Genomic DNA, 13,822 nt, shown 5'->3' with positions numbered 1-13,822 from the left:
TAAAGAATCTGATGCGCTGACGAAACCGTTTGCGTGGAAATAAAATCACCATCGTGAATTAGCAACGCGTGCCGCCAATGGCTGTAATAAGTTGCCATCTGGCGCAGGTTTACGCAAAATGCCGCTCATTTATGAGTAAACCTTTCACTATTATTACGTTTTTTCAAGCTGGGACGCGCACGACACAGAGAATTAACTAATTGAAAAAATTAAAGATTAATTATCTGTTCATCGGCATTCTGGCACTGCTGCTCGCGGTCGCTCTCTGGCCATCCATTCCCTGGTTTGGTAAAGCCGACAACCGTATCGCCGCCATTCAAGCGCGGGGAGAGTTGCGTGTGAGCACCATTCATACTCCCCTGACTTATAACGAAATCAACGGGAAACCTTTTGGCCTGGATTACGAACTGGCGAAACAGTTTGCCGATTACCTCGGCGTAAAACTGAAAGTGACCGTGCGGCAGAATATCAGCCAGCTGTTTGACGACCTTGATAATGGTAACGCCGACCTGCTGGCGGCAGGACTTGTCTATAACAGTGAGCGGGTAAAAAATTATCAGCCTGGCCCTACCTATTATTCCGTGTCACAACAACTGGTTTATAAAGTGGGTCAGTATCGCCCACGTACGCTGGGCAACCTGACGGCGGAGCAACTCACCGTTGCACCGGGTCATGTGGTGGTTAACGATCTCCAGACCCTGAAAGAAACAAAATTCCCGGAATTAAGCTGGAAGGTAGACGACAAAAAAGGCTCTGCGGAATTAATGGAAGATGTCATCGAAGGAAAACTCGATTACACCATTGCTGATTCTGTCGCCATCAGCCTGTTTCAGCGCGTTCACCCGGAGCTCGCCGTAGCGCTCGATATCACCGATGAACAACCGGTGACTTGGTTTAGCCCGTTAGATGGCGATAATACCCTTTCCGCCGCCCTGCTCGACTTCTTCAACGAAATGAATGAAGACGGTACGCTGGCACGCATTGAAGAGAAATACCTGGGGCATGGCGATGATTTTGATTACGTCGATACGCGCACATTTTTACGCGCCGTCGATGCGGTACTGCCGCAGTTAAAGCCCCTGTTTGAGAAATACGCCGAAGAAATTGACTGGCGTTTGCTGGCCGCTATTGCTTATCAGGAATCGCACTGGGATGCACAGGCCACTTCACCGACGGGTGTGCGCGGCATGATGATGTTAACCAAAAATACCGCGCAAAGCCTCGGCATTACGGATCGTACCGATGCCGAACAGAGCATCAGCGGTGGCGTGCGTTATTTGCAGGATATGATGAGTAAAGTGCCGGAAAGTGTGCCGGAGAACGAGCGGATCTGGTTTGCCCTCGCTGCGTACAATATGGGCTATGCGCATATGCTGGATGCCCGCGCCCTGACGGCAAAAACCAAAGGGAATCCTGACAGTTGGGCTGACGTAAAACAGCGTCTGCCTTTACTTAGCCAGAAACCCTATTACAGCAAGCTGACTTACGGCTACGCTCGTGGACATGAAGCCTACGCTTATGTCGAAAATATTCGTAAGTATCAGATTAGCCTGGTGGGTTATCTGCAAGAGAAAGAGAAGCAGGCTACAGAAGCGGCGATGCAACTGGCGCAGGATTATCCGGCGGTATCGCCTACGGAGTTGGGCAAAGAGAAATTTCCTTTTCTCTCGTTTCTTTCCCAGTCGTCATCAAACTATTTGACCCATTCTCCCTCTCTGCTGTTTTCCAGGAAAGGGAGTGAAGAGAAACAAAATTAATCCGTCGAGGATTGCGCTTTTTTCTGCGCTTTAATTTCCTGGCGGCGCATGCGAAAGAAGTCACTGAGCAACGCCGCGCACTCATCCGCCAGTATTCCTTCCGTAATTTCCACTCGGTGATTCATACCCGGATGATGCAGCACATCCATTAAAGATCCCGCAGCGCCAGTTTTCGCGTCACGCGCACCAAAGACCACGCGACCAATGCGACTGTGGATCATCGCTCCGGCACACATTACACATGGTTCAAGCGTGACATACAACGTGGCGTCGATCAGACGATAATTTTGCATCACCAGACCACCCTGCCGCAGGGCCATGATTTCTGCATGTGCGGTGGGATCATGGCGACCAATCGGGCGGTTCCAGCCTTCGCCGATTACCCGATTGTTATGCACTAATACCGCGCCGACCGGCACTTCCCGCTCATCCCAGGCACGTTTCGCCAGCGTCAGCGCGTGACGCATCCAGTATTCGTGGCTAAATTCGACTTCAGACAAAAAGAAAACTCCGGTTATAAAAGCGCGGCGCATTATACACGGACGCTATGCTTTACTCTATTCCAGTTGCTGGAGTTCACCGCGCGGGGTTACTCGCCAACGATGCTGACAGAAATAAAGCAGCGGATTGTCCTGATTACTGTCGCTATAGCCACTGTACAGCCGCAGCGGAGTGCCGATTTTGCGCTCCAGTTGTGCGACCTTTTCATGTCCCAGACAACGCATCGTCAATACCCAACCACCATAGCCACGCTGAATTTGGCTGGCGATAAGATTAACCCGCGGCAGCCAGGGCGTATCGAAATAAACCGCTTCAACCAGCGGCTGCGGAGAGCCGGTAATCAACCAGATATCAGCATCGGAACTTAACAGGTAGGTGGTTAATCGCTCCTGAACCAGCGGAAAGGCGGTAACATTGTCGCGAAACCAGCGCACGAAATCGGCCTGCAACGTCTGTAAACGTGCTTCGCTGTGACCAAAAGTGCACCCCCACAGAAGCAGACTCATCGGCCAGCGTGCCGCACGACCTTTTATCAATAACGCAATGGCTATAATCGGTAACAACGGCAGGACAAGTAACGCATTCAGCGGTTGGCGACGTAGTAAATAGCGCAGAAAACTGCCGAACATATCCTGCTGATGCAATGTTCCATCTAAGTCAAAAAACACCACACGACGCTCGTGAGTTGCCAAACCATACTCCTCTGGACTGAAACATCCTGATTAATTTTCGCTACTACATAGCCTAACAGATAGATCATCACTTTTCCGGCAACAATCGACCGCATCATGGCTAACTGGAATTTTTAATTCATGGCAATTAGCGGCAATGGAATATAAAATTCACTCGCGTGTGTCTCATATTGCCTGTTGTCGCCACTATTTCATCGCGAGGAAAGATATGAACGGCTTACTTCGTATCCGTCAGCGTTACCAGGGGCTTGCCCAGAGTGATAAAAAACTGGCGGATTATCTGCTGCTACAACCTGATACGGCGCGCCATTTAAGCTCTCAGCAACTGGCCAACGAAGCCGGAGTCAGTCAGTCCAGCGTCGTGAAGTTCGCGCAAAAACTCGGCTATAAAGGTTTTCCGGCGCTTAAGTTGGCGTTGAGTGAAGCGCTGGCAAGCCAGCCGGAATCACCCTCCGTGCCCATTCATAACCAAATCCGCGGTGATGATCCGTTACGGCTGGTCGGCGAAAAACTGATTAAAGAAAATACTGCCGCTATGTACGCAACGCTAAACGTTAATAGTGAAGAGAAACTGCATGAATGCGTAACAATGTTGCGCTCTGCGCGGCGGATAATTCTGACCGGTATTGGCGCTTCGGGTCTGGTGGCGCAAAACTTTGCCTGGAAGCTGATGAAGATTGGCTTCAATGCTGCCGCAGTGCGCGATATGCATGCGCTACTCGCAACAGTACAGGCGTCGTCCCCTGACGATCTGTTATTAGCCATTTCCTACACCGGTGTACGACGCGAGTTAAACCTGGCGGCAGATGAGATGCTGCGAGTGGGCGGAAAAGTGCTGGCGATTACCGGCTTTACTCCGAATGCCCTGCAACAGCGTGCTTCTCATTGCCTGTATACCATTGCCGAAGAACAAGCGACAAACAGTGCTTCAATCTCTGCTTGTCACGCTCAGGGAATGTTAACGGATTTGCTGTTCATTGCGCTGATTCAGCAGGATCTGGAACTGGCACCAGAACGTATTCGTCATAGTGAAGCGCTGGTGAAAAAACTGGTCTGAGTAAAGAATGCGCGTATAATGCCCGCCCGGTTTGTGTTGTTTTGAGAGTTTCCTTATGGCGTTGTTAATCACTAAAAAATGCATCAATTGTGATATGTGTGAACCCGAATGCCCGAATGAGGCGATTTCAATGGGAGATCATATCTACGAGATTAACAGCGATAAGTGTACCGAATGCGTAGGGCACTACGAGACACCAACCTGCCAGAAGGTGTGCCCGATCCCCAATACTATTGTGAAAGATCCGGCGCATGTCGAGACAGAAGAACAGTTGTGGGATAAATTTGTGCTGATGCACCACGCGGATAAAATTTAATATTCTACTCTGGAAGTAGAGTATTAATTATATTACTGGGAAGCCTTAACGCCATTATATTTATTTAATTGATGACATTAGCATAATCATTCACTAAGTTAATTTATATAGTATCTGCCCAGACACTTATTTATAGTTATTAAAGGTGCGTCCGACTGGTTCACCGGACGCACCTTAAGTACGTTTCCTTGTGTTATAAGAACAGAAGGATCAGCTGTAAAACAGCAATGATGATTTTGATGACCCGTTTAATCAGGTATCGGCAATCAGTCATTCGTTTTTCCTTAAACAAGGAATGCAGCCATTCAGATTAGCCCTTACATCTCCCCAAAACTGAACGTGCGAGTTATTGAGGGTGCATGCTGCACTCCACACCAGAGCTTTGACGACACCACTCGTTTCAATGGGGGAATTCTGTGGCATGGTGTAAAGCACAGCAAAATCTTCAATAACGAAGCCAATTTTAATGTACTTACGAATTGGCGGTCACGTTAATCTTTCCATCAATATTGCTTTCTTCGTAAAGGCTCGAGTTTTTATGCTAAAGATTGCAAGTTGCTTGTAAAAGATAAGTACACTGATCCATAATCGCTGTTGTTGAGGGTGCATGCTGCACAAAATTAAAGTTAAAAAGTAAAACCCCCGTTCCTTACCAGTTCGGGGGTTTTACTTTTTAAAGAGAACGGTATTATTTTTAACTTTCAATAATTACCGTGGCACAAGCATAGTGCCGCTCATCTGCCAGCGTTACATGCATATTTGCAACGCCCAGCTTTTCCGCCAGTTTTAATGCCTCGCCCCATAGCCGTAGCCGTGGTTTGCCGAGCTCATCATTGAATACTTCAAATTGATTAAACGCCAGACCATTGCGGATCCCGGTGCCAAACGCTTTTGCTGCGGCTTCTTTCACAGCAAAACGCTTCGCCAGAAAACGCACCGGCTGGTGGTGCGTTTTCCAGATAGCCCATTCGTTATCGCTTAATACGCGGCGTGCCAGGCGATCACCGGATCGGGCGATCACCGCTTCGATGCGAGCGATCTCCACAATATCCGTGCCTAAACCTAATATTGCCATTAGCCACGCGCTTCCAGCATCAGACGCTTCATTTCTGCCACCGCATCTTTCAGTCCGGTCATCACTGCACGACCAATAATGGCATGACCGATATTCAGTTCATGCATCTCAGGGATGGCGGCAATGGCTTTCACGTTGTGATAGGTCAGACCGTGTCCGGCGTTAACTTTCAGACCGAGGCTTGCGGCAAAGGTCGCGGCTTTGGCGATACGCGCCAGCTCTTGCGCCTGTTCGGCGTCAGTTTTGGCATCAGCATAGCAACCGGTGTGGATCTCGATAAACGGTGCGCCAACCTCTGCCGCAGCTTTGATCTGCTCTTCATCGGCGTCAATAAACAGAGAAACCTGAATCCCGGCATCTGCCAGACGTTTGCAGGCATCGCGCATTTTGTCACGCTGCCCTGCGACATCCAGGCCGCCTTCGGTTGTTACTTCCTGACGCTTTTCCGGTACCAGGCAGCAAAAATGTGGCTTCGTCTCAACGGCGATCGCCAGCATCTCTTCGGTCACCGCCATCTCCAGATTCATGCGGGTATCCAGCGTCTGACGCAGGATGCGCACGTCGCGGTCAGTAATGTGACGGCGATCTTCACGTAAATGCACGGTAATGCCGTCCGCTCCCGCCTGCTCGGCAATAAACGCGGCCTGCACCGGATCCGGGTAAGCGGTACCGCGCGCGTTGCGCAGCGTAGCGATATGGTCAATGTTGACGCCTAACAGTAATTCAGCCATGACAATCCTCATCATTCATAATGTGTTTTCACCGTTCGCTTAGGCATAAACTGCCGGAACAGTTCCCTGCTCTTTAAAGGTTTACCGCCAAGATACGGCTTAAGCGCCATGCGGGTAAAGCGTTTCGCGGCGCGCAGTGTGTCTGCGTCAGGAAATTCCCGTGCGTTTAACGCTTTTAACTGCCTTCCGGTGAACGTTTTATTGTCGATAACGACGCTTGCGATAAACCCTTTTTCTTCGCGATAACGATACGTCATGGTGTCATCTACCGGCTCGCCGCTACCCGCACAATGGGTAAAATTGACGCCATAACCCAGATGCCCGAGCAGTGCCAGTTCAAAGCGGCGCAGCGCGGGTTCTGGCGTACCAGTGACCCCTGCAAGAGACTGAATGCAGTGCAAGTAATCGAAAAAAAGTTCAGAGAAGCGCGTCTCGTATTCCAGTACGCGGGAGAGAAGTTCGTTGATGTACAGACCGCTGTAAAGCGTGATACCGCTTAATGGCAGCGCCAGCGAGACGGCTTCAGCACTGCGCAGCGTTTTGACTTCGCCACGCCCGCCAAAACGTAGCAAGAGAGGGGTGAAAGGCTGTAATGCACCTTTCAGGGTAGAGCGTTTAGAGCGTGCGCCTTTGGCAACCAGACGCACGCGCCCCGATTCCTCCGTGAAGACGTCCAGCATCAGGCTGGTTTCGCTCCACGGGCGACTATGCAGGACAAATGCGCGCTGCCAGCCTTCCATCGGAGTTACTCTTAAAGATCGTCAACGTAACCGAGACTGCGCAGTGCGCGTTCGTCGTCGGCCCAACCGGATTTCACTTTTACCCACAGTTCAAGGTGAACAGGCGCTTCGAACATTTCCTGCATGTCTTTACGCGCTTCAATCCCGATGGTTTTGATCTTGGCCCCTTTGTTGCCAATGACCATCTTCTTCTGCCCTTCACGCTCAACGAGAATCAAACCGTTGATGTCATAACCACCGCGTTCGTTAGAGACGAAACGTTCGATCTCCACGGTCACGGAGTACGGCAGTTCAGCGCCGAGGAAACGCATCAGTTTTTCGCGGATGATTTCAGACGCCATAAAACGCTGTGAGCGATCGGTGATGTAATCTTCCGGGAAGTGATGAGTCGCTTCAGGTAGATGCTTACGCACGATTGCCGCAATAGTGTCAACATTCAGCCCGGTTTCGGCAGAGATTGGCACGATATCGAGGAAGTTCATCTGGCTTGCCAGGAACTGCAGGTGCGGCAGCAGATCGGCTTTCTCCTGCACGTTGTCCACTTTGTTCACCGCGAGGATTACCGGCGCTTTGCCTTCGCGCAGTTTGTTGAGCACCATTTCGTCGTCCGGCGTCCAGCGGGTGCCTTCAACGACAAAAATCACCAGCTCAACATCGCCAATAGAGCTGCTCGCCGCTTTGTTCATCAGGCGGTTAATGGCGCGTTTTTCTTCCATATGCAGGCCCGGTGTATCGACGTAGATCGCCTGATACGCGCCTTCAGTATGGATCCCCACAATGCGGTGACGAGTTGTCTGCGCCTTGCGGGAAGTGATGGAGATTTTCTGCCCCAGCAGTTTGTTCAACAATGTGGATTTGCCAACGTTCGGACGTCCGACGATGGCAATAAATCCGCAGTAACTTTTATCGATGCTCATTCCAGCTCCAGTTTTTTCAACGCCTGTTCGGCGGCAGCCTGCTCAGCCTTACGACGGCTTGAACCTGTGCCAACCACCGGTTCACTCAGGCCGCTGACCTGGCAGTGGATAGTAAATTCCTGATCGTGCGCTTCGCCACGTACCTGGACTACCAGATAAGTCGGCAGCGGCAGATGGCGACCCTGCAAATATTCTTGCAAGCGCGTTTTCGGATCTTTTTGTTTATCGCCTGGGCTAATTTCGTCCAAACGAGTTTGATACCAGTTGAGGATTAATTTCTCGACGGTTTGAATATCACTGTCGAGGAATACGCCACCAATTAATGCTTCGACGGTGTCGGCGAGAATTGACTCACGACGAAATCCACCGCTTTTAAGTTCACCTGGCCCTAAACGTAAGCACTCGCCTAACTCAAATTCGCGCGCCAGTTCCGCCAGCGTATTGCCACGGACCAGCGTGGCGCGCATCCGGCTCATATCGCCTTCATCCACACGAGGGAAACGGTGATAAAGCGCATTGGCGATAACGTAGCTCAGAATAGAGTCGCCTAAAAATTCTAAACGCTCGTTATGTTTACTGCTGGCACTACGATGAGTTAATGCCTGCTGCAACAGTTCCTGATGATTAAAAGTGTAGCCCAGCTTCCGTTGAAGCCGATTAATTACGATGGGGTTCATGCGATACCAATAAATAAATGCGTCAACAATTCAGCACACGAAACAGACCTGATATACATGGTTCTGCTAACTGCTTCGCTGCAGTTTCAGTTTACCGGTATATGGGGACCAACGCTGTTTCGTGTGCCGTGGCAACCTGGAGGTGCCAACCTTAAACTTCGGGGGAATATTCTATACACAACGACGGGGGATGTCGTTAGCCACGGGAGATTTATCTCATAAATAATTCACGTTGTCGCCATAACGGCGACAACGTGAACGAAGATGGCTATTAATGGATGCCGCCAATGCGACTTAAGCGCAGACCAGTCGGCCATTCGCCTTCTTGCTTATCGAAGCTCATCCAGATAGCCGTTGCCCGACCGACCAGATTCGCTTCCGGCACAAAGCCCCAGTAACGGCTGTCCGCGCTGTTGTCGCGGTTGTCGCCCATCATGAAGTATTGTCCCGGAGGAACAATCCAGGTTGCCAGTTGTTGCCCTGGCTGCTGGTAATACATCCCCACCTGATCCTGCGCAATCGGCACTGTCAGAATGCGGTGCGTCACATCACCCAGTGTCTCTTTACGCTCGGAAAGACGAATTCCATTTTCTTTGGTTTCGTTTTTCGGCACTTCAAAGAATCCGCTGGTCGCTTCCCCACCATTACGGCGTGAGAAGGTCTGAACGAAATCGCTCGGTTCCACGTTTGAGTAGGTGACCGGCAGCGCGTTTTCACACGCCTGGCCGGAACTGCATCCCGGTTGAATCGTCAGCTCTTTTGAGACCGGATCGTAAGTGACTTTATCGCCCGGTAAACCCACCGCGCGCTTGATGTAATCAAGCTTTGGATCTTCCGGATATTTAAAGACCACGATATCGCCGCGTTTCGGATGACCGGTTTCGATCAGCGTTTTCTGGTAGATAGGATCTTTAATGCCATAAGCAAACTTCTCTACCAGAATAAAATCACCAATTAACAGAGTCGGCATCATCGAACCTGACGGGATCTGGAACGGTTCATAAATAAACGAACGCACAATCAATACGATAGCCAGTACCGGAAAAACAGAAGCACCGGTTTCCAGCCAGCCAGGCTTCGGCGCAACCTTTTTCAACGTTGCTTTATCCAGTGAGTCCCCGGCAGCCGCCTGCGCCGCTGCCTGACGTTCCCGCCGTTTAGGTGCGAAAAAGAATTTATCCACGCACCATAAAATGCCCGTCACCAGTGTGGCAATCACCAGAATCAGGGCAAACATATTCGCCATGCCAACTCCTAAGGGTTATTTGTTGTCTTTGCCGACGTGCAGAATGGCGAGGAACGCTTCCTGCGGCAGCTCGACGTTACCGATCTGCTTCATGCGTTTCTTACCTTCTTTCTGCTTCTGCAGCAGCTTTTTCTTACGGCTGATATCGCCGCCATAACATTTAGCCAGTACGTTTTTACGCAGCTGTTTCACGGTGGATCGCGCAATGATGTGCGTACCAATCGCTGCCTGAATGGCGATATCAAACTGCTGGCGTGGGATCAGATCTTTCATCTTCTCCACCAACTCGCGACCGCGGTTTTGCGAATTATCACGGTGGGTGATCAACGCCAGCGCATCAACACGTTCACCGTTGATTAATACGTCTACACGTACCATGTCGGACGCCTGGAAGCGCTTGAAGTTGTAATCCAGAGACGCATAACCACGCGAGGTAGATTTCAGGCGATCGAAGAAGTCGAGCACCACTTCCGCCATCGGGATCTCGTACGTCAGCGCCACCTGATTACCGTGGTAAACCATATTGGTCTGCACGCCGCGTTTTTCTACGCACAACGTAATAACGTTGCCGAGATATGCCTGCGGCAGCAGCATGTGACACTCTGCAATCGGCTCGCGCAGTTCGTAGATGTTATTTACCGCAGGCAGCTTGGATGGGCTGTCGACGTAGATAACTTCTCTTGACGTGGTTTCAACTTCATACACTACGGTCGGCGCAGTGGTGATCAGATCCAGATCGTATTCACGTTCCAGACGTTCCTGGATGATCTCCATGTGCAGCAGGCCGAGGAAGCCGCAGCGGAAACCAAAGCCCAGCGCGCTGGAGCTTTCCGGCTCATAGAACAGTGAGGCATCGTTCAGGCTGAGTTTACCCAGCGCGTCACGGAAGGCTTCATAGTCGTCGGAACTTACCGGGAACAGACCGGCGTATACCTGCGGTTTGACTTTCTTAAAGCCAGGCAGCGCCTTTTCTGCCGGATTACGCGCCAGCGTTAAGGTATCGCCGACTGGAGCGCCGTGGATATCTTTAATCGCACATACGAGCCAGCCTACTTCGCCACATTTCAGTTCAGTGCGGTCAACCTGTTTCGGCGTGAAGATGCCCAGACGGTCGGCGTTATAGGTCTGCCCGGTACTCATGACTTTCACTTTGTCGCCCTTACGCAGGGTGCCGTTTTTAATACGGATAAGTGAAACAACGCCCAGGTAGTTGTCGAACCATGAGTCGATAATTAGTGCCTGCAACGGGCCTTCCGGATCGCCTTCCGGCGGCGGAATGTCGCGCACCAGACGTTCGAGAACGTCCTGCACACCAACGCCGGTTTTCGCTGAACAGCGCACCGCGTCGGTGGCGTCGATGCCGACGATATCTTCAATTTCTTCCGCCACGCGTTCAGGATCGGCTGCCGGCAGGTCAATCTTGTTCAGTACCGGCACAACTTCGAGATCCATTTCCATGGCGGTGTAGCAGTTTGCCAGGGTTTGCGCTTCTACGCCCTGCCCGGCGTCGACCACCAGCAATGCACCTTCACAGGCAGCCAGCGAACGGGAAACTTCATAGGAGAAGTCTACGTGGCCCGGGGTGTCGATAAAGTTAAGCTGATAGGTTTCGCCGTCAGACGCTTTGTAGTCCAGCGTCACGCTTTGCGCTTTGATGGTAATGCCACGCTCACGCTCAAGATCCATGGAATCGAGAACCTGCGCCTCCATTTCACGGTCAGACAGGCCACCGCAGATCTGGATAATACGGTCAGACAGCGTCGATTTACCGTGGTCAATGTGAGCTATGATCGAAAAGTTACGTATATTCTTCATAAAGTATGATTATTGTGCCTTAATGCCCGGTTAACCAGGCTTTTAGAAGTCGCTGTTCTGAGCTTAACGTCTGTATTAATAGAAACGCCGCATTCTACACTACAACATTGAGGCGAGGAAATGTTCATACCGTATGGATTGTGGTATCTGGAAACGTCCTCGCATTTGTTATGCAAAATGCAACAAAGCCAGTGAAATCACTGGCTCGCGTCTTCCGAAGATGTTTCAAATCGCACAAGGCCAGGCGGCAATGCCACGCTTAAGATGATCGGTTGCCATTCTGCCCGGGCAGCAAACTTACGCGAGTAGCCGCGCGCAATCAGGAACCCGCCAATACCACCGAGGATCGCACCACATAATGCTGCGACGTCAGAAGCAAAGAGTAGCTGAAATAGCGAAGCGATAAGGAATAATCCCACCAGCGGCGACATATAAACCAGTAATGCGGAGCTAAGCAGGCTGCCTTCGGCGATCCCCAATTCCACTTTTTGCCCCGGCACTAACGGCTCATCACAGGGTACGACAATGGTATGCGTGGTTTGCGGGCCAAGTTTATTTAACACGCGGCTACCGCAACCGGCGCGTGAAGCGCAGCTGCTGCATGAAGCTTTAACATCACAACTGACCAGCGCCTGCCCGTTTTGCCAGGAGACGACGGTAGCCCACTCTTTGATCATTGCGCTGCCCCGAACTTAATATTCTCGGCAATGCGTTTCGCCGTTTGCGGCGGCAGTTCACCGACAATGGTGATTTCGGCGTTATCACGTACGCTTGTACTGACGGTTCTGCGTCCGGTGCGCAACATCTGATCGGTGCTCGATGGCGTAGCGCGGTTAACGTTTACCGAGAAGCTGAATAATCCGTCGGAATAGAGACGTGATTCGATAGGCATGTTGTCCATCGTCGGTAGCGGACGTCGACTACTGGAAACTTCGCTAAAACCCTGTGGCAACCAGGTTGGCGTCCAGCTGAATTTAGCTTTTTCACCTACAGGAACAGAAAGCAACGGCGGCAAATTTGCCTTCGCCAGCGTCTGCATACTGCTGCTGATATCCTGATTGACGTTAAAAGCAATCACGCGAAATTGTTCCAGCGTTTCACCATCGCGATCAAGGAGATCAACCCGCATCGGTAATTTCGATTCGGTGTCCATCCACACGATGTAGCTGTAGCGTGTACCATCTCGGGCAACCACGCGAATGACTTCGCAAAGACGATCAGCAATACGCGTGCGCCCGACGGAGATAAAGTCGTAGTAAGGAGAAAGGCGTTTGAAATCGGTATAGATAAGCGATGGCAGAGAATCAACAATGTAATCGCCATTAAGCGTGAACGGTTCAAGTCCCGGTTCAAAATAGCTGATTTCATTGCCGCGCTGTACCACTTCCCGGCGCGGGCCATCCATTTGCAACAATTGTGCAAGAGGACGGTTATCGAGGCGTGCATGTCGATAACGCAGAGACTCAACACCCTGTTTATTGATGCTGATGAATGACAGCTCGTAATTCAGTGACTGACTGGCCAGGTTCATCTGCTGTAATAACGCCCCGGACGCGGGAGTGGCCGAGGCGTTAGCAGAGAATAACAGGCTACCTGTCACTAATGACATGGCAAACCAAAGTTGCTTCATTACTGCGATTGCGTTCCTAAAGTTTGAATTCCTGGCACCTGTACAGCGGCTTGCTGGGTTTGCGCCTGCTCAAACTGAAGCTGTTCAGAGTGGAGTCGGCGTTGCAGTTCGTAATCCTGCAACATTGCATTAATGCGACGACGCTGCTCCTGTACCTGCTGCTGTTGACCATTGTTTGCGGTCGCTTCAGAAGGTACTCCCAGGCTTACCGGGCTGGCTTTACCCATCATCGGCAGTGTATTAAATACCGGCGTTTCGGGCTGCTGGGACGTTTCAGATTGTCCATTATAGTGCTGGACGCCAACGATAACTGCAAGCGATACGCATGCGGCTACGCCCATTTGGGTAAGCTGTGCCGCCCACGGACGTACTTTCTGCCAGAATGGCATTTTCTGCCATTGATGCGGCGCAGGCTGGGCTTCCGGGATCAATGTCGCCGGTTGACGTACTGGCTCTTCTTCAATGGCGGCCATCACGCGTGAAGAGATATCGAAATGGAGCACCTCGGGAGTATCACCCCGCATTGAGTCACGGATTAAGTGATAGCTTTCCCAGGTTTTCTGCATTTCTGGGTTATGAGCCAGTTCGTTAAGCAGCTCACTATCCAGCGTTTCGCCATCCATTAAAGCGGAAAGTTGTTCTTTCTGCATGCCTAATACCCTTATCCA

16 protein-coding genes are annotated in these 13,822 nt (G+C 51.1%); 3 read left to right on the top strand and 13 right to left on the bottom strand.

From position 1 onward, the window contains the following. Positions 1-200: 200 nt before the first annotated feature. Complete coding sequence (gene mltF, locus KXD89_RS05760) at positions 201-1,757, top strand: membrane-bound lytic murein transglycosylase MltF (RefSeq protein WP_000734212.1); 1,557 nt, start codon at positions 201-203, stop codon at positions 1,755-1,757. On the opposite strand, the gene tadA is transcribed toward mltF, so the two are convergent. Both tadA and yfhb read right to left on the bottom strand, forming a co-directional pair. Then, entirely contained in the window at positions 1,754-2,257 is a 504-nt protein-coding gene (gene tadA, locus KXD89_RS05755) for a tRNA adenosine(34) deaminase TadA (RefSeq protein WP_001297409.1), read from the bottom strand. The two genes, mltF and tadA, sit on opposite strands and share 4 nt — an antisense overlap. Before the next feature lie 57 nt (positions 2,258-2,314). Then, complete coding sequence (gene yfhb, locus KXD89_RS05750; RefSeq protein ID WP_000190655.1) at positions 2,315-2,950, bottom strand: phosphatidylglycerophosphatase C; 636 nt, start codon at positions 2,948-2,950, stop codon at positions 2,315-2,317. Positions 2,951-3,158: 208 nt separating this feature from the next. Between yfhb and KXD89_RS05745 the strand changes: the two genes are divergently transcribed. Together KXD89_RS05745 and yfhL are read left to right on the top strand one after the other, a co-directional pair. Next, entirely contained in the window at positions 3,159-4,007 is an 849-nt protein-coding gene (locus tag KXD89_RS05745) for a MurR/RpiR family transcriptional regulator (RefSeq protein WP_001013779.1), read from the top strand. Positions 4,008-4,062: 55 nt separating this feature from the next. Continuing rightward, the gene (gene yfhL, locus KXD89_RS05740) at positions 4,063-4,323 is read left to right on the top strand and encodes a 4Fe-4S dicluster ferredoxin YfhL (RefSeq protein ID WP_001196283.1); all 261 of its coding nucleotides are present in this window, start codon (positions 4,063-4,065) and stop codon (positions 4,321-4,323) included. Positions 4,324-4,516: 193 nt separating this feature from the next. Here yfhL and shoB read toward each other — a convergent pair whose 3' ends face one another. From shoB to rseA, 11 genes are all read right to left on the bottom strand, one after another. After that, entirely contained in the window at positions 4,517-4,597 is an 81-nt protein-coding gene (gene shoB / locus KXD89_RS05735; protein WP_000128776.1) for a type I toxin-antitoxin system toxin ShoB, read from the bottom strand. A gap of 420 nt (positions 4,598-5,017) precedes the next feature. Next, the gene (gene acpS, locus KXD89_RS05730; RefSeq protein ID WP_000986023.1) at positions 5,018-5,398 is read right to left on the bottom strand and encodes a holo-ACP synthase; all 381 of its coding nucleotides are present in this window, start codon (positions 5,396-5,398) and stop codon (positions 5,018-5,020) included. Continuing rightward, entirely contained in the window at positions 5,398-6,129 is a 732-nt protein-coding gene (gene pdxJ / locus KXD89_RS05725; RefSeq protein ID WP_001297412.1) for a pyridoxine 5'-phosphate synthase, read from the bottom strand. The genes acpS and pdxJ overlap by 1 nt, the downstream gene beginning before the upstream one ends. An 11-nt stretch (positions 6,130-6,140) precedes the next feature. Continuing rightward, entirely contained in the window at positions 6,141-6,869 is a 729-nt protein-coding gene (gene recO / locus KXD89_RS05720; RefSeq protein ID WP_000399404.1) for a DNA repair protein RecO, read from the bottom strand. Positions 6,870-6,880: 11 nt separating this feature from the next. Further along, the gene (era, locus tag KXD89_RS05715; RefSeq protein ID WP_000020749.1) at positions 6,881-7,786 is read right to left on the bottom strand and encodes a GTPase Era; all 906 of its coding nucleotides are present in this window, start codon (positions 7,784-7,786) and stop codon (positions 6,881-6,883) included. Continuing rightward, a complete protein-coding gene (gene rnc / locus KXD89_RS05710; RefSeq protein ID WP_001068343.1) occupies positions 7,783-8,463 on the bottom strand; it encodes a ribonuclease III in 681 nt (226 codons plus the stop codon). The genes era and rnc overlap by 4 nt, the downstream gene beginning before the upstream one ends. 271 nt (positions 8,464-8,734) lie before the next feature. Then, positions 8,735-9,709, bottom strand: coding sequence for a signal peptidase I (lepB, locus tag KXD89_RS05705; protein ID WP_000002541.1), 975 nt, complete (start codon positions 9,707-9,709; stop codon positions 8,735-8,737). Between the two features lie 15 nt (positions 9,710-9,724). After that, positions 9,725-11,524 carry a translation elongation factor 4 gene (gene lepA, locus KXD89_RS05700; RefSeq protein WP_000790168.1) on the bottom strand — a complete coding sequence of 600 codons (1,800 nt, stop codon included), beginning with the start codon at positions 11,522-11,524 and terminating at the stop codon, positions 9,725-9,727. A gap of 197 nt (positions 11,525-11,721) precedes the next feature. Beyond that, on the bottom strand, positions 11,722-12,201 hold the full coding sequence (gene rseC / locus KXD89_RS05695; protein ID WP_000589068.1) for a SoxR-reducing system protein RseC: 480 nt from the start codon (positions 12,199-12,201) through the stop codon (positions 11,722-11,724). Then, a complete protein-coding gene (gene rseB / locus KXD89_RS05690; RefSeq protein WP_000812053.1) occupies positions 12,198-13,154 on the bottom strand; it encodes a sigma-E factor regulatory protein RseB in 957 nt (318 codons plus the stop codon). The genes rseC and rseB overlap by 4 nt, the downstream gene beginning before the upstream one ends. Continuing rightward, positions 13,154-13,804 (bottom strand): anti-sigma-E factor RseA, encoded by a 651-nt coding sequence (gene rseA, locus KXD89_RS05685; protein WP_001168459.1) that lies wholly within the window; start codon positions 13,802-13,804, stop codon positions 13,154-13,156. The genes rseB and rseA overlap by 1 nt, the downstream gene beginning before the upstream one ends. Positions 13,805-13,822: the final 18 nt, after the last annotated feature.

The sequence above is a fragment of the Escherichia sp. TC-EC600-tetX4 genome (assembly GCF_019356055.1).
Classification (GTDB): domain Bacteria; phylum Pseudomonadota; class Gammaproteobacteria; order Enterobacterales; family Enterobacteriaceae.
This window is presented reverse-complemented; position numbering and strand designations above follow the sequence as displayed.